This window comes from Oceanobacillus sp. FSL W7-1304 (assembly GCF_037969805.1).
In the GTDB taxonomy this organism is placed as follows: Bacteria; Bacillota; Bacilli; order Bacillales; family Amphibacillaceae; genus Oceanobacillus; species Oceanobacillus profundus.
This window is the reverse complement of sequence record NZ_CP150211.1, coordinates 1,907,564-1,930,303: the sequence shown is the minus strand read 5'-3', so window position 1 is coordinate 1,930,303 and position 22,740 is coordinate 1,907,564. Positions and strand designations below refer to the sequence as shown.

The window sequence follows — 22,740 nt, the reverse complement described above, 5'->3', positions numbered from 1 at the left end:
AGATAGGCAATATAAACGAGGACATCAAAAATTAACCATGAAAGCAACGAAAGATATGTTCCCCACTTCTGGAAAACTTAAACGATTGATGGATAGTTTTTTTATTAATTCTATAGTGAATATAGGAACCGCCTGTTATCAAACGTAGAAAATGGTTAACCTTGTATTTAAGGAAACACATTGCTATACTATTTCTCAGGGTGGGAAAAATAATGTTTCTGCCTATAAAAAGGAATGACTATTAATGGAAAAAAACTCTGTACAAGCTGAAATAGCAAGTTATATAGGGAAGCTTTTAAGGGATAACTTTGGGAAAGGACCATCTTCCGTTTATGTTTCCTTAAAAAAACCATTTATCACCATACACCTGAGAGATTTTCTAGCTCCGATGGAACGGGTGTTATTGTCTCAAGGAGAAACAATGAAAGTGGAAGAAACAAGAGATCTTCTCATGCAGGAGCTTATCCCTGGGATCAAGGTTACCTTAAAGGTTATTGCAAGTTTAGAAGTAAAGGAATTGTACTATGATTGGTCTCTTCATAATCGTTCGGGCATTTTAGTCGGGGTTTTGGAGAATGAAGAGGATGAAGACAATGCGTTAGAGAATTACACTGAAAAAGAATCAGTCCATAAAGATATAATGCGTATAAGTAGACAGGCGGAGAAATTACCGGAATTCGTAGATTCTTGTTTTCTTAATGAAAGAACGCTTTTAGTGATAAGAACAGGTATCTTGGTCAGAATTGAAAAAGAATTAATTAAAACCGGGTTTGAAGAACATCTTAAGCTTACGAAAAGGCAATTAGAAAAAGGATTATTACACGCCGGCGATTTTGAAAATATTCTTCAAAAAAGCGTGGTTGATATCTTTGTTGATTGGGATTTCAAGCTGGATAAAAGCTATATTATATTTATTTTACAGCCAAATAACAATTAAGGTAGAAGTGAGCCGGACAATAGAGCTGGACATAAGCCGAAAGGGATCGTTATAAGATCCTTTTCGGCTTTTTTATATTAATAAGAAGCTTTTTCTATGAAGCAGATTTCATAAATTGCAAAAAATACAATCTTGGAGTTATGCCTTGTTTATTATCATGCAACTTATATCGCCTTTTCTATTGTCGGGAAACCGTAATTTTCACAAGAACCACCGACAAACAGAACGGGTAACTATTTCCGCAATAAAAAGGATGTAAGTTAATTAGTTAAGGAGAAGAGGTTTGTCATGTTTGGTTTATTTGATTTATTACGATTGTTAATGTCGGTACTAATTATCCTGCCACTCTCGTCCGTGCTTCGTGAATCAGGGTATTATTTGGCAGCCACTATTTTAGGTGCGAAGGAAAAAAAGCTTATTATTGGGAGTGGGCCAGTTCTCTTTCGACTGCCCACAATCGAGGTTCGAAAATATTTCTTTATGTACAGCTGGATGGAGTATGAAGAATTAAATCCCAGTAATCGTTTCTGGCATGGGGTGATTTATGCGGCCCCTATTATTAACCCTTTAATTGCTGGTTTGCTTATTAATTCACTCTTAGCGGAGGGTGTACTCTCGAGCGGAGTGTTTTGGGATACGTTTTTATTTTACATCTTTTATTATATCCTCTTTGATCTTCTTCCAGTCTATTTACCTGATGGACAGCCTACAAATGGCCGAGCAATTTTTGATTTGATTTGGCATGGTGAACGGTCTGACTACATGAAAAAATCAGAAGAAAACACAGATATAGAGGAAAAGACTCATGAAAATCATGAGGAGGGCCAAGGTTACACGCAGGCCCAAGAAGAGACGATGGAAAACCGGGACAGAGACCAACGTGAGCGTGGCGACCATACAAATCCGGATGATTCGGACGAGACTGAAGGAAATCGGAACAGCGAACAAGGTAGGACGAAGCCGCAAGAAAAGACGGTAGAAAATCAAAAAAGAGATTAACAAAATCGTGGTGATCTCAGTGAACCTGCTAAGTTATGAAAGGAGATAGTAAATGGAAATCTACAATCAAGGGTGTAAAAAATATACAAGCTCAAACATGATGATGTCGAATGACTCTAATATGTGGAAAAAAGTGCAGGGTTCCAATCAAATCATATACCCATATAGAGTTCACAATAAACTGAAAGTACAATCCTATATGGAAAAGGAGGTGAATTTATCCCATGCAGTATAAGCTAATATCAGAAGGGACAAAGCCTCCCAAAGTACTTTGTCATTCCGGCACAAATACCGTGAAACTATTTGATACGCTTGAAGATGCTAATAAGATGAAAAATAAGTTAAATGACATTAGTTTCGATGAGGTATATTGGGAGGTTATTCCTGCCTCTCATGAATAAAAGCTAGAAAGGATACGCTAGCTTTTATATCCATAAGCACATTACTTACTATTGCAATATTTGGTACAACCATATTTTTTTCGCTTGTTACATGTAAATATGCTTGCCTCAACTTACGAAAAACAGCTACCTAAAGGTTTTAACAGTTATTTTTACACATCATATACACAATTCATGTCAAACATCATATTCTACGAAAAAGGATGTTTGACATGAATAAATTTAATAAATATTGCTTTGCACTTTTCCTCTCCAGCTCATTCTTATTACTACTCAGCTTTTTAACTACTGTAAGTGCAGCAGGATATTATGATTCCTATGAAGATTTAATGGAACATGAAGTACTGAATGAAGATTACGAAATTAACTATAAACAACGTGGCAGTGATATTACCGTCATCGCTATCCACGGCGGAGGAATTGAACCAGGGACCTCGGAGGTAGCAAAAGGTCTGGCAAATCAGATGAACATTTCGTATTACCTTTTTGCAGGTATAAAGTCAACGAACAACGAGATTTTACATCTAACCTCTAAGCGTTTTGACGAACCGACTGGACGAAGGATGGTGCAAAATTCTGTAAGCGCTTTATCTATTCATGGGTATCAAGGAGAGGAACCTATTATATACCTAGGTGGAAGAAACGAAGAATATAAGGAATTGGTACGCGATTATCTTCAGAATCGAGGATTTCAAGTTGAAGATGCTCCTGACCATATATCAGGAATGAGTGAAGAAAATATTGTCAATGATAATCAGCTTCGAGCGGGGGTACAGTTAGAACTAACAGCAGAATTGCGTAAATCTTTCTTTAAAAACCACGATTGGTCACGAGAAAATCGGCATAATACAACGAATATATACGATAAGTTGATTGATGGCCTAAAGGAAGCAAGTGATATTTACAAAGAACAACTTTAAATCTGATCAGTAGTAACCCGGTTTAAGCTGGCTGCGGATAAGAGAGGAAAATATTGTGAACACCTATGAATTACTTAGTTAATTAGGGGTATTCATTATCTAAAAATATTTTAAAAAGGGCGTCATAAACCCTGTTTTTCTGTCAAAATATGTTAGATGCTTTTCAACGTATCCTTTAAAAGGTTAAACGATTGAAGGAAGAAAGCAAAATGTAGTAGTAAATACAAAGAAAAACTGCTATAATAGCAATCTTAGTAACCACTCGAGGGGTTACTAATTCAAGTTTAGCAGCAAAAAACAGACATTAAAGCCTAACTAGATTGCAAGTTAAACCAAAACGGACTTACTCAAAAAGGCAGTTTGTGTCTAGTGAGGGTTTTTTTAAAAATGTGCGAAAATTTACATTGGTTGAGTCAAAGCATATGTGCATTTTTGTACTAGCGCAATTCTCACTGTGAATCCGTTTTCGCCTTTGCAATCACGGAACCATGGTTTAGACTGTTTCTTCGGCGAAGCTTGATTTAATAAATAGATCTATTAATAATATTATCTAAAAGGAGAATACATCATGAGCAACTATAACACAGTACTAGCAAGAAATACGGAAAATGCTCCAAACGGTAACGGTCTATATTCACAAACTGTAGCTTTCTCTCATTACAATAATCTATCAGCTCAATTACCGATCGAACCCCAAACTGGGAAATTGGTAGCTGGTGGAATAAAAGAGCAGGCTGAACAGTGCTTTAAAAATATCAAGTCAATTGTTGAAAGCATCGATCATGTTATGAGCGATGTTGTTAGAATCACTGTATTCGTTAAGGACATCAAAGATGTTGACGCTGTAGACGAAGTTTATAAAACATTCTTCCCAACCTATGTACCTTCACGGACAACGGTTGCAGTTGCAGCTTTGCCTATGGATGCCTTGGTTCAAATTGAAGCACTTGTTTCACACGGTGAAGGTACAATTCCAAACGCACCACAAGCAGGTGACCTCATCAAACTTACAAATAACACGGCAAATGCACCAACAAGTTCTCTATCTGCACAAACTGTAGCTTTCTCTCATTACAATAATCTTTCAGCTCAATTACCTATCGATCCAAAAACTGGAAGATTGGTAACTGGCGGAGTAAAAGAGCAGACAGGACAGGCCTTAAAAAATATCAAGGCAATTTTAGAAAGTATCGACGTTCCTTTTGACGATATTGTTAAAATTAATATCTTCCTTAAAGACCTATCGGATATTGATGCAGTAAATGAAGTTTATACAACATTTTTCCCAGACTCAGCTATCGCTAGGACTGTAGGCTATTTCCCTGCACGCACAACAGTTGCAGTTGCAGCTTTACCGATGGATGCTTTGGTACAAATTGAAGCAGTGGTATCACACGGAGATGGTACACCTCCACAGGCTATTGAAGACAGACATGGAATCGTTATCTGGGCAAACGACACGGAAAATGCACCAAAGAGTTCTCTATCTACACAAACTGTAGCGTTTTCTCATTACAATCACCTTTCAGCTCAATTACCTATCGATCCAAAAACTGGTGAATTGGTAGCTGGTGGTGTAAAAGAGCAGGCTGAACAATGCTTGACAAATATCAAGGCAATTGTAGAAAGTATCGACCACGTTATGGATGATGTAGTTAAAGTAAATATCTTCGTTAAAAATATTGCAGATATGGATGCTGTGGACGAAGCTTACAAAACATTCTTCCAAGAAGGTGTTCCTGCGCGAAGAACAGTTGGAGTATCAGCTTTACCTAAAGATGCTTTAGTCCAAATCGATGTCATTGTATCAAATGCTGAAGGAACACCTCGAAAAGCATAACAGGCATTTGTTTGTAAATACAGGAACTATTATAGTTACTTGTTAATACCCAAGGTGAATGCGAAACCGCATAATCTATTCATAAAAAGGAGCTGTCTCAAATGTAAATTGAGACAGCTCCTTTTTTTAACAGCGTAGATGAAAAAGCATCGAGATTATTAGCCGATTTGTAGCTTTGGAATAAAGTCGATCAAAAACACCAAGCAAACCCATATTTTACGTTAAGTGAAAAACGTTTTGATAAAAGATTGATTAAAACGGGTTAATTCCTTGTGAAATCCTTTGCGATTTTTATAATAAAGTTTGTCATCTTCTACTTTTAATCTGCAACAAACGCGCTTCTTTTGCGGAAGATAATTTCACGATTTACTTTGTTAAATTAAAGCTTTGCTCAATTAAGTTATAAACTTCTTCTTCTGAATCTATACGTTCTAAAACAAGTGATATCCAATTTTCCTTATCCATATGATATCCAGGTAAAATACTCTTTCCATTCCTTAAACTGTCACTTATTTCGGGGGGGCATTTTAAATTCAGAATATCTATTTCGTCATCTCCATCTAAACCTAATTTTTCTGGGAGAACATTCATTACAAGACCATACCATTTTTCGTTAGATTCATGTCTTAAAGCGGCATAGTTTGGGAATTTTTGAAATGGGTAATCAGGGGATGTACCGAAGTTTTCTTTGACGTGCTTAAAAATATCTTCTCTTGTTAACATACTGAATAATTCCTCCAATAATATTTAAATAGATTTTCGGCATTTGCCGATCCAGATGGAACAATGGAGAATTTTTTGAAGTCATCTTCATAATCGATGTGAAGGTGGACACGTTTTAGTAACTGTCAATATTAAGGCTTTTATTTTGAAATTTGTTGTTATTTCCATTGGATAAAATTTACTTCTTTTTTCTTTACCACAATTTCTTTTATATTAAACAATCTGGCCCGTTTCGGAATACTGACTTTTATAAAAACCCATTAGTGCGAGTATAATCAGTGGCAAGAAGTGGAGTTAGTCCCATAATACCATGCTGCATTTCAATACAAAATAGTAATGTTGTTCCACCCACCTGAACCCCCTCTGGCATATAAGTCCAGAAGTTATCTTCATATACAGAGGTGGTTGTAAAATTCATAATAATGGCAGCGATTAGAAACAGAAAAAATATCGTTAATGACCATTTCTGAAGTTTATCTAATTGCTTAATTCCAAACCGATTAAGTGGAATGACGATCAATCCAAAGAAAACAATTAGCACCCATTGTGGAATACTAGGTAAAAAATGATGTACAGATGCTACGAGAATCATTCCTTCTAGTGCACAATACATAATAAAATTAGTGGCATAAGCCTTATCATGCTATTTCATTAGCCATCAAAAAAGCTAATATTTTATTTAACACAATCCACCGGATATACTGCAATAAATGTAGATATTAGAATGTACATTTTTTATTTTATTAAAAATGGGGTTTATGACCTTGACATACTCTTAAAACACTCTGGGGTAACAAAAAAAGGTAACATTTTCTTAGATTAGAGGTTTTCCATGAGTTCTTTGAACTTTTGAGAGGCCTCTTTTTTTCATCTCTTTGGTCACAAATAAATATACATTTCTTTGTTGTATCTCCATCCTTTTGTCCTAATTATCTAACAAGAAAGGTTAAAGTTTAAAATGACGGGTAAATACTAGTATCTTGAATCCAACAACTGAATTAAACACCAAGGAGTGGAATAAGTTGAACATCTTATTGACATCAACAGCAAGAAGAATAGACTTTGTGAAATTTTTCCAGTTCGCTTTAAAAAATGCTAGTATCGACGGGAAAGTAATTACTGCTGACCCTGAATACAATGCTCCATCGCTCCAAGCAGGGGACGAAAACTATGAAATTCCACAACAAATAGATACAAATTATATGGAAGCAATAATTGAGATTTGTAAGAAACAACATGTGAATTGTCTTGTCCCATTAAATGATTGGGAAGTGCCCGCAATATCAGCACATAAAAAAGAACTGGATAAATTAGGTGTATCCGTATTTGCACCGGATTCCAATATTGTCGAAAAGGTACGAGACAAAGGAAAATACCGTGAACTGCTGGATCTGTTAGATGTTAAAACTCCGCTTTCTTACTTCAATGTTGAGTCTGCGAAGAAGGCGTTGGAAAGAAGAGAGGTATCTTTTCCGTTAATCGTGAAACCACGTAACGGTTCCGCCTCAATAGGTATTGAAATTATCGATAATGTAGAGGATATGGAATTTGCCTATCAGCATGCTGTTCGACAGATTAAAGAAAGTCCATTGGATGGTGCTACATCCAAAGCACCTGAGGATAATATTATTATTCAGGAAGTGATTGAGGGTGAGAAATTTAGTGTGGATATGTTTAACGATTTAAATGGCCGCTTTCTAACTTCATTCGCTCGGAAGCAATTAGATATGAGAGGCGGAGATAGCGATCGGTGCATTACGGTAAATGTTCCGGAATTAACAGACATCGCAAAGCAATTAGGCAAAAGCTTTGGCCATGCAGGTTATATGAACACGGATATCTATTTCAATGGTACCGATTATTATGTTATTGATATCAATCCCCGCTTTGGTGGCGGGTATGCATTTACCCATTTAGCGGGAGCAGATATTCCAGCTGCAATCATTGCACTAACCGCTGGTAAAGAGGTGCAAGAGGATTGGCTGTGTCAAAAGCCTGATATCGAATTAGCGCGCCATGACACTGTTGTTTCGATAAATAAACAAAAGGTGATGCAAGCACTTGATGCATAACATTGAAAAGTTGATCAAATTTCAAAAAATGCAGGAGGGATTAGATGGGGGATCCAACCCACTTATTAGAAGAACTGATAAAAATAGACAGTTCTACAAAATCAGGGGCGAACCAAGCGATTGCTTATTGTGAACAATGGTTAATAGACCAAGGTCTCCCTGTAGAAAAATTAGAGAATAATGGGTTTCATATGCTTGTTTGTGAAATAGGTCAGGGTGATCATACGATTGTATTAAACGGACATATCGATGTCATTGAAGCAGAGGAAAGACAGTTTCAGCCCTCCATCAGAGATGGAAAAATGTATGGTCGCGGCGCAGTCGATATGAAAGCGGGAGTGGCTGCTTCTATGGTGACAGCAGCACAATTGAAAGACAGGGAATTAACATCCAGGGTCATGCTTCAAATCGTTCCAGACGAGGAGACTGGCGGCATCAACGGAACCAAATATTTAACAGAAAAAGGCTATTTGGGAGATTTCATTATTTGTGGTGAACCAACCAATATGGGAATCGCTATCCAATCCAAAGGTGTGCTTCAGCTCGATTTTACCGTCCGGGGGAAATCAGCCCATGGAAGTCGTCCGTGGGAAGGTACGAACGCAATAACCAAAGCAATTAGTCTCTACGAAGAAATTTTAGAGCTTCCTTTTGCTCAAGAAAGCTCTCCTATGTTTACTCAGCCTTCTATCAATCTCGCGAAAATACAAGGAGGAACCGTCTATAATAAAGTACCCGATTACTGTCAACTGTCGCTCGATATCAGATATCTGCCAGACCAATCTCCCGAGGATATCGTTTATCAGATTCAGACAATAATAGAAGGTCCCATAACAATCCATAATAGCAATAATCCGGTCAAAACAAGAGCAGACAATCCTTATGTAGAAGCATTGGGAGAATCCATTAAACGAATCACTGAGCTTGAAAAAGTATCCATATTCGGTCAGCATGGTTCCAACGATGGGCAGTTTTTTACCAAGTACGGAGGTTCAGCCATAGAATTTGGCCCGGTGGGAAGGGACTGGCACGGAGAGAACGAAATGGTTTATATCGATTCGGTGAGAGAATATCAAAATGTGCTGGTAGATTTTATTTTGTCTTTGGATGATACTCAGCTAAAAATTAACTGATGATATTCTTGAAGGAGAATGAAAAAGGAACCGGTTCTATAACAATGATTACATGAACTATTTGCGGTTCTGTTAAAATTATTTACATTCTATTTCGTTTGCCCCCCTTCTTTCCACATCAATACGAATACTGTCTTTGATAGAATACCTATAGATAGGACACTTGGAAAAGAATGTTTCATCTATAGGTGCCTTTGGTAGGTAGTCATTGAATAACCTTTCAACATAAGGATGGAGGAGATAAGGATGCATCGTAGTGTTTTACTATTTTTGTTTAATATATTGTTATTTTTTGTATTGGTTCCTGGCTTTGCTGCAGCTGAAGAAAGGAATGACCCGGCTGCAGAACTTGCATTGGATATGGTTGGTAGTAATGATCAAGGTTTTTTAACGTCTGAATTTGTACAGCATGTATATCAGGAATCAAAGTCAATTTCCTTGCCGAGATATGCTAAGGATCAGCAACAGGTAGGTGAGGAAATAGAGCGAAATGAGCTGCAACCAGGTGATGTTGTTTTTTTTCAGGGAAGCAGCCTGATGTCGGGGATTTATATTGACGATGGCCGTTTTGTTATCGTGACGAGTGATGGAATTTCTGAACGCAATATGGAAACAAGTGAATATTGGTCGAATGCCTACGCAGGAGCTGCCCAATTTACAGAAGAGAATATTGATGATTCAGCAGCTGCAATGGCCCTGGAGGAATTAGGAGAAAATCAAGAAGGGTGGACAACTGCAGAATTTGTGCAATATGTCTACGAGGATGCTAAAGGAATTTCCCTATCCCCATCAGCTGCCGATCAATGGATCCAGGGAGAGGATGCCAGTGAGCTTCAGTCAGGAGATGTTGTCTTTTTCCAGGGAACTTATTTAATGTCAGGGATTTATATAAATAACGGACGCTTTATTATCGTTACGAGCGAAGGAATCACCGAGCGGAATATGGAGACAAGTAAATATTGGTCAGATATTTATCAGGGTGCTAAACGTTACAGCAAAGAAAATTCACCACCTCCTTCAGAGAATGAAATTGTCGCACAAGCTCAAGACTTAATTGGGTCTCCGTATAACCAATCGGGAAGCAGCCCGGAAGAAGGATTTAACACAGGCTCTTTCGTTTACTATGTATATAAAGAGGTGACAGGCAGCTGGCTCTCCAAACAGGCATCACCACAGCTGGAAGTTGGTAAGAGCATCGAAAGAGATGAATTGCAGCCTGGGGACCTTGTTTTTTTTGAAAATGACGAACAGGAATTGATTTCAGGTATTTATTCTGGAGATGACCAATTTGTGATTGCTACTTCCTCTGGGGTACAAGAAAGGCATTTAGATTATCATACCTACTATGCAGAACGCTTTGTAGGAGGAGCCCGTTATACAGAGGAAATATTGGAAAAATCAAATCCGGAAACATATAGGAACCATAATAGCCCTATTGTAAGGGAGGCAATGAATTATATTGGAACGCCTTATTTAATGACTGGCAGTACGTTGGACGCTTTTGATTGTTCATTTTTCGTTCAAACCGTCTTTCGTGAGGCGGAGGATGTATATTTGCCCCGAATTAGTTACCGACAGTGGGAAGTTGGTGAGACGCTGCTTCCAGAGGGAACAGATATAAATGCAATTGATCTGGATGAAGAACTTCAGCCAGGAGATGTCCTGTACTTCTCAGGAACCTGGCAGGAAGGTATTTCCCACACTGCGATTTATTTAGGGGATGATTATATTGTTCATGCAACAGGAGAAGAAGGGCAGACGACGATTTCGTATATGAGTGAATATTGGCGGGATCATTTTACTGGTGCGAAGCGTTTTGATGATCTTACTATTCAATATGATAATGATGCAGTTTTTGAAGCTCATCAACTAGTAGGAACCGAGTATACGCTTGGGGGAACGACACCTGATGAGGGATTTGATACAGGCGGTTTTGTCCAATACGTTTACAATCAAGCATGGCAGTATGACCTGCCGCGATATGGAAGACAGCAATGGAAAGAGGGAACAGAAATCCCAATGGAAGAGGCTGAGCCAGGAGATATTTTATTTTTCCAAGGTTCAAGTATCATTCCAGCCATTTATATTGGAAATAAACAAATGATTGTAACGACAGCTTCAAAAGGTGTTACAGTCATTAACTTAACAACAAGTGATTATTGGCCTTCTCGTTATATGGGCGCAAGAACGTATGACACCGAAGTTGAGGAAAGTGAAGTAGCACAGCTGGCTGAGCAATATGTCGGCGAATCGTTTAATGAGACCTCAACGATGTTTATGAAGCAGATCTATGCAGAAGCAGCTGGCATTGATCTCCCATCCAATCTGGAAGAATTGCGCGAATATGGGGATAAACGTCATATTGAGGAGCTTCAGTCTGGAGATCTCATGTTTTTCTCTGACACAGAACATGGAACAGATCCAGTCATGACCGGTATTTTCGTAGGAGAGGGTACATTTATTACGGTGATTGATGGTGAAATCGTGTCCCGAAAAATCAATAATGAAGTGTATTGGATAAACCGATTGATTGAAGGACGTACCATTTCAACTGCTGAGACTGGAAATGATCGATGAAAGAACGGCAAGGTGCTTAATCTGATCTATTAAATCTATCTATTTAACGCAGCTATGTATTAGAGGGTGTACCGATAAAATATAACAAATGTATATCAATTTCTACCTTGATTATCGACACTTCCAGTATATCCATCTAAATAAAGTATACTAAATCCCCACCTGAAAAAGGTGGGGATTACTTATCTGATACAAAGGTTTTAAAAATAGTACAGAAATAACCCAAATTCACCAAATTTTTACACGATTGTTATTTGATTGATATACGACTGATATAGTTTTTGATTATTACGTATTATATGATGTAGACAATGGAGTTATGCTTTTCATCGCTTATAAAAATGATAGAAATAAGGCATTCTCATAAGCGTAGATCAGTCGATAACTTCTATATGGGATTTACTAGTTAAAGGAGGTGACTGCTCTTGAGAAGCTTGGGGCCTGAACCCCGCTGCTAGAAATCTACATTAGTACTAGGATAGCAAAAAAGTGCTGTGTGGGTTGAACAACTGCCATTAAAATGATTTTCCTGATTAAGAATGGCAGAAAAATGAAGCGTTCTATTGAACTTAACTGGACATGCTCTGCTTCGATAGGCAGATGACAAAAAGGTAGAAGAACAAAAGAGATGAAGAAATTGAGTTAGTAAAATGGTAAGTCCCAGGTAACTCCTGCATTCCATAGTGGTGTACCGGGGTTATTCCAATTTAGTGTGAAATGGAGATAAGATTTTGAAAGTCGTATTAGCAAAAAATTAATGATGTATTAATTTGAGGAGGAGTAACCATGAAAAAATCTTACAAGATATTGCCTGTCTCTGCATTATCAGCACTCATTGCGGTAACGGCATTTGTAACACCTACGTTCGCACAAGAAGCAACATCTCAAGAAGTTAATTCTGAAGAGGAAAGCAGTGAAATCGAAATTGATGCTCCGAATAAAGCACCAGAGGAGTTAGAGATTGTAAAGAAAATTGACGAACCAACGGATGAAGAAGCAGGAGCAATAACAGTAGCAAATGGTGCAACAGTAAAGGAAATGCTAAGAGCGATTGCAGCGCCTGATGGTTCCGACCAAACCTATAAAGTAACAGATGAAGACGGTAAAGTGAAAAAAGGCAAAAGAGAATTAGCAACAGGTGATCAGCTAACGGTAACAGCAGAAGATGGAACAACAGCAACTTATGAAATTTATGAAAAAGAAAGCAGTGAAATCGAGATTGATGCACCCAATAAAGCACCAGAAGAATTAGAGATTGTAAAGAAAATTGACGAACCAACGGATGAAGAAGCAGGAGCAATAACAGTAGCAAATGGTGCAACAGTAAAGGAAATGCTAAGAGCGATTGCAGCGCCTGATGGTTCCGATCAGACCTATAAAGTAACGGATGAAGACGGTAAAGTGAAAAAAGGCAAAAGAGAATTAGCAACAGGTGATCAGCTTATTGTAACAGCAGAAGATGGAACAACAGCAACTTATGAAATTTATGAAAAAGAAAGCAGTGAAATCGAAATTGATGCACCGAATAAAGCACCAGAAGAATTAGAGATTGTAAAGAAAATTGACGAACCAACAGATGAAGAAGCAGGAGAAATAACAGTAGCTAATGATGCAACAGTAAAGGAAATGCTAAGAGCAATTGCAGCGCCTGATGGTTCCGATCAGACTTATAAAGTAACAAATGAAGACGGTGAAGTGAAAAAAGGCAAAAGAGAATTAGCAACAGGTGATCAGCTAACGGTAACAGCAGAAGATGGAACCACTGCAACTTATGACATTATAGTTAAGGAATAATACGGTCATTACTTCATGGACTCGTAATCTAGTGAGAGAAGTAGAATAGGCCACCCATGGCGATATCTTTAAGATATCGCCATGGTTATTCTAATTGTTACGTTGAACGTTTAGAATAACTATTTATTAATTCGACTTTTATAAGGAGTGAGGAACTAACACCAGAATACTTGTTTCAACTTTTTCATTATTATTTTGTACGTGGTACCTAGTTTACAAAAAATTATGATTGTTAATAAATAGAGATTTGTACAGAAACACCCATTGGTTATCAAATAGTAAACGAACCTTTGCACTGTCGGACATGGAAACCGATGCGCCGTGTGACTAGCGTATATAACAGCAGATTATTACTTGGGCTGGAATGCTGATCCGCGTGGTTAATAATATCTACATATTTCCATTTGAGGGCTACTAATTATTCAACCCTGATTCCTGTGTAGGACAGAATGCGCAACATCAAGTAGACTAGTTCTGGTTATGTCGCAATATTTTTAAAAAATGAGTTCTCCCTTCTCCAGATCCAATGGAACCACTTCTTACTCTAGCTGGCCAGAATTGGTTTAATTCACTGTATAGCAGTAAGGGCAACATGTCAAAATTGAGCATGACAGTGATGAATAAAGATTGTAGGAGCATTTGTTGACGTTGAATAACAAATAAATCTAATTAAATAGGCTGAATACAAAGGAGTCAAATAGTTACAAATTGTTTATTTAATGTCACTTAATGACCATGTTTATATGGGAGGAATAAATAGAAAATACTATTTTGAACAGCAGAAAAAATGCGTCGCAAATACTATTTTACTATCGGAAAATGTCGGTTATAGTGAAGCTGTAAAGTTAAATCGTCTGTTTATTTAAGTTTAACGGACCCATTGTTTCAGGCGAAAAATAGACATACAAGATGTTTATCTAGGTCCTAATTTAAGTAAACACAATCTATATATCCAAACCAGATGGAAGGGCTGATGATTTGACGTTAAATCGTGTTTGAAGTATTGACATTACGTATATTCGTTACAATTCAATTGGATGATAGAACGCTTTTAGCGACTTTATATGAAAAGGTTCTATTTAAAAGAATAGAATATGAAACACTAACGGAAACAAGAAAGGGGCTGAAATAAAAGATGCTTTTACAAATTCTAATTCCCGCTTATTTTTATCCAGATTGAATTATATAAGTAAGTCCGTCTTTCTTTTACATCGATACGGGCTTATTTTTTGGGTCTATTATGTAATAGCGTAAATTAACAGAATTGATATACTCTTGTTATATTAGCTTAATATAGTTCTAGTATAGTAGGTTACGAGATAGATAATACAATTATTTACAATTGAGGGTTATTATGGGAAATATCGATTCATGAATCGGCAGCCCGATGATTGAAGCCTTGATGATTTAGTTGGGTTTCTTTTGTAGTTATTTAAAATACTGAAAAAGGAGGATAGCCACGAAATAACTGAATTTAAAACATGTGATGTCGAGGTGAAAAAATGTTAGACGAATTTTTGCTCATTCTGTTATTAGCTTCATTAGCTTTGTTCTTCGGGGTTAAGGACAAAATGATTAATGACAAAAACATTACAAGTATCCCAGTCCGTGTAAATGTAAATGGAATTAGGGGTAAATCAACAGTCACTAGATTAATAACAGGTGTTTTACAAGAGGCGGGATACCATACAGTTGGAAAAACGACTGGAACCGATGCAAGAATGCTCTACTGGTTTGATTCCCAAGAAGCTCCGATTAAGAGAAGGATGGAAGGTCCGAATATAGGGGAACAAAGAAGGGTCTTAACGAAGGCTTCTGAGTTAAAAGCTGACGCTCTTGTGAGTGAGTGCATGGCAGTTAAACCAGATTATCAAGTAGTTTTCCAAGAAGAACTATTAAAAGCAAATATTGGTCTAATTGTTAATGTATTAGAGGATCATATGGATGTTTTAGGACCTACATTAGAAGAGGTGGCAGACTCATTTTCAGAAGCAATTCCCTATAACGGTGATTTGATTATTAACGACAGTCCCTATGTTTCTTACTTTAAGCAAATGGCTAAGCAGCGGAATACGAAGGTACACGTATGTGATACATCCGCAATTTCCGAGGAATTTCTTAAAAAATTCGAGTACATGGTATTCCCGGAAAATGCAGCACTAGCTCTTTCTGTTGCCGATGTTCTAGGTATTGATCATGAAACGGCAAAGCGAGGGATGTTAAAGGCTTGGCCGGATCCAGGTGCCATGCAGATCCTTCCAATTGGTGATGCGAATAATCCTAGCTTTTTAGTTAATGGATTTGCTGCTAATGACCCTATGTCAACAATCAATATTTGGGAACGCGTGAAGCAACTGAGTTATCCTACAGAGCAGCCAGTTGTTATTATGAATACTCGTTCGGATCGAGTGGATCGTACGGAACAATTTATCCAGCAGGTTCTGCCAAAAATACAAGCAGAAACACTAGTGGTGATGGGGGATAATACAAGCCTCATCGTAAAGGCATATAAAAGAGGAGAATTCCCGGTCCGAAACCTTTTAGACCTGGAAAGTGCCAGCACTGATGAAATTGTGCGTGTCCTTCAGCCATTCTTATCCGGTAAAACCATTTACGGGGTTGGAAATATTCATGGAGGCGCGGATGAACTGGTAACTCGACTTGAACAAATGAAAATAACAAAAGAAACTGCTTAGAGAGAAGGGAATTGAAAAATGTTTGTATTTGACACAGGAGATATTTATTTGGCAATAACTGCGGGAGTTATTCTCAGCTTATTTTATACAGAATTTACAGGAGTTATTCCAGCTGGATTAGTTGTACCGGGATATATTGCTATGATGTTTACCACGCCAGCAAGTATTGTTGTTACGTTTTTGGTTAGTTTTTTGACATATCTAATTGTCATGAAGGTCATTTCAAAATTTACGATCCTATACGGAAGAAGAAAGTTTACAGCGATGATAACGACCGGAATCATTATGAAAGCAATTTTTGACTTTGCATTTGCTGAATATTCCATTCCTGAAGCCGTTGGTGGATTAGTGGCTATCGGAATTATCGTTCCTGGATTGATTGCAAATACCATTCAAAAGCAAGGTGTTTTACCTACAGTTGCTAGTACATTATTACTTAGTGGATTAACTTTTGGCACAGTTTTTGTATCTAACTATATTTGAGGAGGAATTTAAATGGAAGCTATATTAGACTATCAAAAAAAGCAAAAGGTAAAAAAAGCACAATCAAAACTGACTTTTAAGCAATGGGTTTTAAAATCAGTGAAAACACAAAAGAAACGGACAAGTATGGATTCTATGATGGGGCTAATCATTACCGCTATCGTCTTTTTGATAACTTTGGTGTAACCTAAAACATGCTTAACAACAATAATCGTTTTTACATTATTATAGGTTTGATTGTAGTATTATTCGTAATAATACTTGTTAGAGATAGTGGAATTTTTGATGAACCCCAATCAACAGATCAGAATGCTGACTTCACCCTGAATGATACAACAAGCGAGGATGAGGGTTCGTATGGTGTGTCAACGGATAGTTCAATTGCCACTGAAGTAGGTATGAAAATATTAGAACAAGGCGGAAATGCTGTCGATGCTGCCATAGCAGTAAGTTTTGTATTAGGGGTTGCGGAGCCGCATGGATCGGGAATTGGCGGAGGAGGAACCATGCTGATTCATCCCGGTAAAGGCGAAGCACCAGTCGTCTATGATTATCGTGAAACCGCACCGGATGATACATTACCTTCAAGTGACATAGGTGTGCCAGGTTTTATTAAAGGGATGTACAAGGTCCATGAAGATTTTGGCACAATGAATATGGATGACTTAATTGACCCTTCGATCAATTTTGCTGCAAATGGTGTGACGGTTTCTGAAACCATGCACGATGCATTGGAAAACGAGGCTGATCACCTGCCTGAATTAGATCATTTCTTTCCAGAAGGTGAGCCTATAGAAGTAGGGGAATTATTGGTACAAGCCCAACTGGCGGAAACCTTAGAAGATATCCAGGCTGAAGGACCAGATGCTTTCTATAAAGGAAACATTGCAAATGACATTAGCGATGAGGAAGAGAAAATAGATGAGAAAGATTTGGAATCCTATGAGGTTGAAACCAAGGAACCCATACAAGGTGAATTCGGTGACTATGATGTCTTAGCTCCACCACCGCCTTCAGGGGGAATTATGTTAATTCAAGCTTTAGAAATGGCCGAGTCACTGCAAATTGAAGATACCAAAGATAAGCCGTTAGCTTTTTCGTTATTAATGGGGATCATCAATAGAATAAGTTATAGTGATCGTTTAGAAAATGTAGGGGATCCTAACTATTCAGATGTTCCAATAAATGAAATGATTTCTCAAGATCATATTAATGATCTCGTATCCGAAGTCGATGGAATTGAATTGTCTGAAGAATATCGCAGGAACCTGGAATCAGATGCTGATAGAGAAGATCATGGAAACACGACACACTTTGTGGTGGTGGACAAGAATGGTATGATGGTTTCCGTAACGAATACGCTAAGCAATTTTTTTGGATCAGGAGAATATGTGAATGGCTTTTTCTTAAATGATCAATTAAAAAACTTTAGTACTCGTGAAGATTCACCAAATAGTCCTGAGGCTGGCAAACGTCCATTTAGTTATACAACACCGACAATATTAACGAAGAACGGATCTCCTGTCATAGGTATTGGAAGTTCAGGAGGAAGAAGAATTACGTCAATGGTTGCGCAACAATTAGTAAAAACGATTAAGTTTAATGAACCAATTCAGGAATCTGTAAGCGATCCTAGAACCTTTCTGGAATTTAATGAGGATGTTTTACAGGCAGAGCAAGATTATCTATTTCTAAAGGACCCTGAAGAGCTTGGTATTGATGTTCAATATACGGATGATACGTCCTATTTCGGGAGCATCCAAGGGTTAGTCATTGATGAAAACAATAAAATTCATGGGTTCAGTGATCCGAATAGAGATGGTTCTTGGATGGCAAAATAATTCATTTATCTAAAGTCTTCAAGCCGGAAAAATAAAAATAAAGTAAAAAGAAAGTCTCTCCTCATTCGTTCTGAATGAGGAGAGACTTTCTTTAACGTAATAACCTTGTCTGTCATGATTTGTTGATTTTCTACATTACTTGAAAATCATCTTCCAAAATATTGCCGTAAGTACGATAAGAACTACCAAATAACCATAAATTGCGAAAGGTAAAAAGGTAACGATTAAATGTAAAATCGTAAATACCCCAACAATAAGCATTAATACAAAAATTTTCCCGGCAGGTCCTCCGCCTTGTTGTGCGGTTTCAATTGGCTCGGTAAACGGATATTTTCCGTTATTAAACATCTTATAAGATATAAGCAACTGTAATAGGGCCGAAACTACAACAACCGCTAAATCGGGTAAGATACGGAAGGAAAATACCCAGATGTATAATACGGCCAGTACCAAAACAATCGGTAAGTATAGTTTTACAAAGACTGCCTTTAACGTTGCACTGTACACAATGGCATGTTTTTGAATTGGTGTTGTTTGAAAGATCCATGCTCCTTTATATTTCGCAGAAAACTGCAGCATGTAAACAACCGTACCAACAATAATGTTAGAAAAATAGATTGTTAAAAATGATCTGCCTTGCCCCAATTCTTCTAGTGTCTGAGAGCTCAAATTGTTAAAAAGGAAGATTATCGGAAAAACGAGTGACATTCCGACTGAAGGATATACTTTTAATTTAAAATCTCTCTCCCGACTAATCATAATAGAAGAAAAGCGGTAAAATATCCTTTCCTCTCTGCTGGAGCAAATAAATTTTTCTATCAGATCATTTAGGGTCCATTTTTTTTTGCTTTTTGTGCTCGATTCTTCCATTAGCTTTTGTAAATTCCGTTCGAACGAAGGCATTAATACGTAATATAGGAAAATCGAGACGATTGGTCCTAACAATGCGAATAGGGAAAGGAGAATAATCTCACTGGAATAATTTTGGTTTAACACCATTTCAAATGGTGCACCAAACCATACTGGTGGAAGCAATACATGCCACCAGCTAAAGTCATAAACATATTCGAAATCTACAAAATCAAATAATCGTATAATGATTTGATAGCCGATTACAACTGCTACAGCTAGTAATATCTGCACATAATTAATAATATCCTTCAGCTTTTCCCCGTCGAAAAATCGTAATACAACCATATAGATTAGTGCAGTAAAAGCTAGTATTAATAGGTCTATTAAAATTATTTCAATAAGGAATAAGAGAAAGTAGATAAATCCTTTAGTAAATAGAAATACAATTGCTGGTATGGCAATAAACGCACCAGTAAGCAGAGTTAAGTAAATCGCGATATGGAGAAATTTGGCTGCATTAATGGTTCGATTGTTTACTGGTTTTGTATTCAAAATAACTTTGTCTCGAACATCTAGAAGTACCGAAGAAAAATCTGAAATCATCGACGTGCTAAGGATGAACATGGCAATCCCAGTTATAATACTGATCTGGAATAAATAATTATCCCCAAGGAATACAAATGGGACGAGCGTAAGACCGTATAAAACATAAATCCATAATGATTTAAGAAATTGATTCCCTTCCTTTTTCTTCGTATTTTGACTAAGAATGGTTGGAACACGACGCTGGTCCATCGTAAGTTTTAATTCAAGAATTTTCCGCATCACAGTATAATCAATATTTAATTTGCGGAAAACCGATTGAAAGGTATCAAGCACTTTTAAAATACGGATGTCACGCATCTCATGTCTCCCCCGTTACAATGGAGACAATCTTTTTCGCTGTTTCTTGATGCTCATCAAATCCAGTTAATTGATTAAAAATAGCTTCAAGTGAACCTGCCTTACCTTTTTCTTTTAGCTCTTCAAAGGAACCATCCGCCGCAATTTCCCCATTCACTAATAGTACAATTCGATTACTTATCCTTTCAACAACATCCATAATGTGAGACGAATAAAAGATAGTCTTTCCCTGATTAGCTAAAGCCTCTAGTATATCTTTAATAACCATAACACTATTCGCATCAAGTCCACTTAATGGCTCATCAAGAAAAATCAAATCTGGATTATGAAGAAGGCTGGATGTGATTAGAACTTTTTGTCTCATTCCTTTAGAAAAAGAGGAGATTCTTGAATGGAAAACGTCCCCCATATCAAACTCTTCTAAAAGACTTAATGCCTTCGTCTCGGCGGCGCCCCGTTCCAAACCATATAATTCACCAATAAATGTGAGATATTCAGCTGCTGTCAGGTTATCATAAATCTCTGCATTTTCCGGAACATAACCGATTTTTTGTTTATATGTATAATCGTTGGATGAAATATTTTGGCCGAAAATTTCTACAACCCCGCCATAACCATCCACTAATCCGAGCATGATTTTTAATGTCGTGCTTTTCCCCGCACCATTTGGTCCAATATATCCTATGATTTGTCCCCGGTAGACATCTAGATTAATCCCATTTAAAACGTCCTTCCCAGGATAACTCATATACAGATTTTGAAGTGATAATACTTTCTCTTCCATCCCTTGTGCCTCCCTTTTTATTAATCTGTTTTTCTTCTTTTAACATAACAATGTGCAATTTGGAATGCAATGGAAATTGGAGAGTATAAAAATTTTCCCCACTCATAATGAATAGGGAAATTCTAACTTGTTAATCAAGATTGTTCCTCAAATTGGAGCATCTCCAGCCTTGAAATCTTTAATTTTTGTCCATCCTTCAGTTGAATCTGAACGTTAATTGCCGATTCAGGTGAACTATTCAAAAATTCAAAGACCCTTGGAAGTTCTCCTTCCTCAAAAATTTGTAAATATCCAAATGAAAAATCAGCAGGAATAACAGCGTAACTACCAGCTTCAATATCTTTTCCAACCTCCCAAATCCCCGCAGTTAATTCATTCGAAATCTCTGTAGCTGCTGGAGTTAAAAAGGCTTGGTCCAGCCCATCCACATGAACCGTATGGGAACCATTCAGATCAACCGTAACACTACTAACTCCGTAAGAAAAATCTAATAATTCATCAATTAAAAGTACTTCATTTTCATCATATACAAGAAGTCTGCCTGATTGTGGAGGATCTTCAAAAACACCAGCGCTAATTGTGTATCTACCTTCTGATGGAATAATAGACTCTCCTATTCTATCGGGAGGACTAATCATAAGTTCTTCCGCGTCAGAATTACTACGGTCAACCGAATGGTAAATAGTGTCACTAATTTCCCCAATAAGATCCTCTCTTTCTTCTCCGATGATTTCATTATTTTCTTGGTAACGTGACACCTTTTCAGAAGGTTCTGGGCTACAACCAATTAAAACGAATAAATAAGAAATGAAAAGGAAGAGAAACATTCGTTTCATTTAATCCACACTCCTAATAGCCTAAATCTCTGAATCGTCATGATAGAATCTTTCATAGTATTCAGCTGTTCCAAGTGGCCCAATTGTTAGTTCTCTTTCCTCATAAGCAGTCAATCGTTGGATCCATTCGTTCTGTTCATACTGATCCATATTTGTGAGTGGAATGCAGCATAGATGACCTGCGATATAGAGATGACTTTCAGGCAATGGAAAAGTTGAATTGAACTTTTCGTATTCTTCAGGTAGTAAATCTATTTTCAAATATTTATCCGCACTATTATTTGTATCTTGTTGATGGATAATGTCGCCATCTTTTAGATACAGCACACGGTCAGCATATAAATCGAGATTTGAAAGTAAATGGGATGCTACGAATATCAGTTTTCCTTCTTGTTTCATTTGCATTAAACGCCTGGAAATGAGGGACACATTTGCTACATCAAGTCCGTTCATTACTTCATCCATTAGCATGATAGGCGTATCAGCTGCAGCAATCATTCCAAAGCATAACCTTTGTCGCATACCAAGGGAATACGTTTTTACTTTCTTTTTTACATAGCTTTCCATCTGTAGTTGGGTATAAATTTTCTTCACATCCCTGGCTGTACCTTTCCACATATTAGCGTATAGCTTCATATGATCAACGCCAGTCAATTCTTCAAATAAATCAGCCTGATCTGGGAAAGTGGCAAGTTGTTGATGGATAGATATTTCTTTCCTTTCCGTTTTGTACTGGAGCTTACCATTAAAGGTGACGGTACCTTGATTTGGTTTTAGGAAATTTGAAATAACGTTAAACAATGTTGTTTTACCAGTTCCGTTCGGTGCAACTAAACCGATAATTTCGCCACTATCCGCAGTTAAGGAAAGATTATCCAGGACGATTTTTTCTTTATATTTCACGGAGATGTTTTCCAACTTAAGCATGATAGACCTCATTTCTATTATT

General features: G+C 37.3%; 19 protein-coding genes and 1 pseudogene. 14 read left to right on the top strand and 6 right to left on the bottom strand.

The annotated features are described in order from the left end of the window. The first annotated feature begins 244 nt into the window (after positions 1 to 244). The 5 genes from NYE61_RS09720 to NYE61_RS09700 all read left to right on the top strand — a co-directional run bounded on the left by NYE61_RS09720 (position 245) and on the right by NYE61_RS09700 (position 5,097). Complete coding sequence (locus NYE61_RS09720; protein ID WP_303450362.1) at positions 245 to 937, top strand: Na-translocating system protein MpsC family protein; 693 nt, start codon at positions 245 to 247, stop codon at positions 935 to 937. A gap of 288 nt (positions 938 to 1,225) precedes the next feature. Then, entirely contained in the window at positions 1,226 to 1,936 is a 711-nt protein-coding gene (locus NYE61_RS09715) for a hypothetical protein (RefSeq protein WP_251659448.1), read from the top strand. Positions 1,937 to 2,160: 224 nt separating this feature from the next. Then, the gene (locus tag NYE61_RS09710; protein WP_158586284.1) at positions 2,161 to 2,337 is read left to right on the top strand and encodes a hypothetical protein; all 177 of its coding nucleotides are present in this window, start codon (positions 2,161 to 2,163) and stop codon (positions 2,335 to 2,337) included. Between the two features lie 212 nt (positions 2,338 to 2,549). Beyond that, positions 2,550 to 3,257 carry a poly-gamma-glutamate hydrolase family protein gene (locus NYE61_RS09705; RefSeq protein ID WP_251659450.1) on the top strand — a complete coding sequence of 236 codons (708 nt, stop codon included), beginning with the start codon at positions 2,550 to 2,552 and terminating at the stop codon, positions 3,255 to 3,257. A 568-nt stretch (positions 3,258 to 3,825) separates the two neighbouring features. Beyond that, positions 3,826 to 5,097, top strand: coding sequence for a Rid family detoxifying hydrolase (locus NYE61_RS09700; protein WP_303450356.1), 1,272 nt, complete (start codon positions 3,826 to 3,828; stop codon positions 5,095 to 5,097). A 366-nt stretch (positions 5,098 to 5,463) separates the two neighbouring features. Here the strand turns inward: NYE61_RS09700 and NYE61_RS09695 are convergent, their stop codons facing one another. Together NYE61_RS09695 and NYE61_RS09690 are read right to left on the bottom strand one after the other, a co-directional pair. Further along, positions 5,464 to 5,820, bottom strand: a complete 357-nt coding sequence (locus NYE61_RS09695; protein WP_303450353.1) for an MmcQ/YjbR family DNA-binding protein — start codon at positions 5,818 to 5,820, stop codon at positions 5,464 to 5,466. Between the two features lie 265 nt (positions 5,821 to 6,085). Further along, positions 6,086 to 6,451 (bottom strand): annotated as a pseudogene (locus NYE61_RS09690) (permease); the annotation flags it as partial. Between the two features lie 391 nt (positions 6,452 to 6,842). On the opposite strand from NYE61_RS09690, the gene NYE61_RS09685 reads away from it, so the two are divergent. From NYE61_RS09685 to NYE61_RS09645, 9 genes are all read left to right on the top strand, one after another. After that, on the top strand, positions 6,843 to 7,892 hold the full coding sequence (locus NYE61_RS09685; RefSeq protein WP_303450351.1) for an ATP-grasp domain-containing protein: 1,050 nt from the start codon (positions 6,843 to 6,845) through the stop codon (positions 7,890 to 7,892). Between the two features lie 44 nt (positions 7,893 to 7,936). Further along, entirely contained in the window at positions 7,937 to 9,025 is a 1,089-nt protein-coding gene (locus NYE61_RS09680; RefSeq protein WP_303450348.1) for a M20/M25/M40 family metallo-hydrolase, read from the top strand. A 246-nt stretch (positions 9,026 to 9,271) separates the two neighbouring features. Continuing rightward, positions 9,272 to 11,602 carry an NlpC/P60 family protein gene (locus tag NYE61_RS09675; protein ID WP_303450345.1) on the top strand — a complete coding sequence of 777 codons (2,331 nt, stop codon included), beginning with the start codon at positions 9,272 to 9,274 and terminating at the stop codon, positions 11,600 to 11,602. A 786-nt stretch (positions 11,603 to 12,388) separates the two neighbouring features. Then, positions 12,389 to 13,396, top strand: coding sequence for a hypothetical protein (locus tag NYE61_RS09670; protein ID WP_303450342.1), 1,008 nt, complete (start codon positions 12,389 to 12,391; stop codon positions 13,394 to 13,396). 991 nt (positions 13,397 to 14,387) lie between these two features. Further along, positions 14,388 to 14,528, top strand: coding sequence for a hypothetical protein (locus NYE61_RS09665; RefSeq protein ID WP_303450339.1), 141 nt, complete (start codon positions 14,388 to 14,390; stop codon positions 14,526 to 14,528). A gap of 370 nt (positions 14,529 to 14,898) precedes the next feature. Next, complete coding sequence (pgsB, locus tag NYE61_RS09660; RefSeq protein WP_095314360.1) at positions 14,899 to 16,092, top strand: poly-gamma-glutamate synthase PgsB; 1,194 nt, start codon at positions 14,899 to 14,901, stop codon at positions 16,090 to 16,092. Positions 16,093 to 16,110: 18 nt separating this feature from the next. Beyond that, positions 16,111 to 16,575, top strand: a complete 465-nt coding sequence (gene pgsC / locus NYE61_RS09655) for a poly-gamma-glutamate biosynthesis protein PgsC (RefSeq protein ID WP_095314358.1) — start codon at positions 16,111 to 16,113, stop codon at positions 16,573 to 16,575. A 12-nt stretch (positions 16,576 to 16,587) separates the two neighbouring features. Further along, a complete protein-coding gene (locus tag NYE61_RS09650; protein ID WP_158586282.1) occupies positions 16,588 to 16,761 on the top strand; it encodes a hypothetical protein in 174 nt (57 codons plus the stop codon). Between the two features lie 8 nt (positions 16,762 to 16,769). After that, on the top strand, positions 16,770 to 18,416 hold the full coding sequence (locus NYE61_RS09645) for a gamma-glutamyltransferase (RefSeq protein ID WP_303450331.1): 1,647 nt from the start codon (positions 16,770 to 16,772) through the stop codon (positions 18,414 to 18,416). 135 nt (positions 18,417 to 18,551) lie between these two features. On the opposite strand, the gene NYE61_RS09640 is transcribed toward NYE61_RS09645, so the two are convergent. The 4 genes from NYE61_RS09640 to NYE61_RS09625 form a co-directional block, all read right to left on the bottom strand. Next, positions 18,552 to 20,171, bottom strand: coding sequence for a hypothetical protein (locus NYE61_RS09640; RefSeq protein ID WP_303450328.1), 1,620 nt, complete (start codon positions 20,169 to 20,171; stop codon positions 18,552 to 18,554). Position 20,172: 1 nt separating this feature from the next. After that, on the bottom strand, positions 20,173 to 20,955 hold the full coding sequence (locus tag NYE61_RS09635) for an ABC transporter ATP-binding protein (protein ID WP_303450325.1): 783 nt from the start codon (positions 20,953 to 20,955) through the stop codon (positions 20,173 to 20,175). Positions 20,956 to 21,089: 134 nt separating this feature from the next. Continuing rightward, positions 21,090 to 21,791, bottom strand: a complete 702-nt coding sequence (locus NYE61_RS09630) for a hypothetical protein (RefSeq protein WP_251659467.1) — start codon at positions 21,789 to 21,791, stop codon at positions 21,090 to 21,092. A gap of 21 nt (positions 21,792 to 21,812) precedes the next feature. Continuing rightward, positions 21,813 to 22,718, bottom strand: coding sequence for an ABC transporter ATP-binding protein (locus tag NYE61_RS09625; protein ID WP_251659469.1), 906 nt, complete (start codon positions 22,716 to 22,718; stop codon positions 21,813 to 21,815). Between the last annotated feature and the right edge of the window lie 22 nt (positions 22,719 to 22,740).

Excerpts from the sequence above, each read along its gene's own strand:
- NYE61_RS09700 (WP_303450356.1), top strand. The coding sequence starts at position 3,826 with ATGAGCAACTATAACACAGTACTAGCAAGAAATACGGAAAATGCTCCA.
- NYE61_RS09630 (WP_251659467.1), bottom strand. The coding sequence starts at position 21,791 with ATGAAACGAATGTTTCTCTTCCTTTTCATTTCTTATTTATTCGTTTTA.
- NYE61_RS09695 (WP_303450353.1), bottom strand. The coding sequence starts at position 5,820 with ATGTTAACAAGAGAAGATATTTTTAAGCACGTCAAAGAAAACTTCGGT.
- pgsB (WP_095314360.1), top strand. The coding sequence starts at position 14,899 with ATGTTAGACGAATTTTTGCTCATTCTGTTATTAGCTTCATTAGCTTTG.
- NYE61_RS09645 (WP_303450331.1), top strand. The coding sequence starts at position 16,770 with ATGCTTAACAACAATAATCGTTTTTACATTATTATAGGTTTGATTGTA.
- NYE61_RS09720 (WP_303450362.1), top strand. The coding sequence starts at position 245 with ATGGAAAAAAACTCTGTACAAGCTGAAATAGCAAGTTATATAGGGAAG.
- NYE61_RS09650 (WP_158586282.1), top strand. The coding sequence starts at position 16,588 with ATGGAAGCTATATTAGACTATCAAAAAAAGCAAAAGGTAAAAAAAGCA.
- NYE61_RS09715 (WP_251659448.1), top strand. The coding sequence starts at position 1,226 with ATGTTTGGTTTATTTGATTTATTACGATTGTTAATGTCGGTACTAATT.
- NYE61_RS09670 (WP_303450342.1), top strand. The coding sequence starts at position 12,389 with ATGAAAAAATCTTACAAGATATTGCCTGTCTCTGCATTATCAGCACTC.
- NYE61_RS09640 (WP_303450328.1), bottom strand. The coding sequence starts at position 20,171 with ATGCGTGACATCCGTATTTTAAAAGTGCTTGATACCTTTCAATCGGTT.
- NYE61_RS09705 (WP_251659450.1), top strand. The coding sequence starts at position 2,550 with ATGAATAAATTTAATAAATATTGCTTTGCACTTTTCCTCTCCAGCTCA.
- NYE61_RS09675 (WP_303450345.1), top strand. The coding sequence starts at position 9,272 with ATGCATCGTAGTGTTTTACTATTTTTGTTTAATATATTGTTATTTTTT.
- NYE61_RS09710 (WP_158586284.1), top strand. The coding sequence starts at position 2,161 with ATGCAGTATAAGCTAATATCAGAAGGGACAAAGCCTCCCAAAGTACTT.
- NYE61_RS09625 (WP_251659469.1), bottom strand. The coding sequence starts at position 22,718 with ATGCTTAAGTTGGAAAACATCTCCGTGAAATATAAAGAAAAAATCGTC.
- NYE61_RS09680 (WP_303450348.1), top strand. The coding sequence starts at position 7,937 with ATGGGGGATCCAACCCACTTATTAGAAGAACTGATAAAAATAGACAGT.
- pgsC (WP_095314358.1), top strand. The coding sequence starts at position 16,111 with ATGTTTGTATTTGACACAGGAGATATTTATTTGGCAATAACTGCGGGA.
- NYE61_RS09635 (WP_303450325.1), bottom strand. The coding sequence starts at position 20,955 with ATGGAAGAGAAAGTATTATCACTTCAAAATCTGTATATGAGTTATCCT.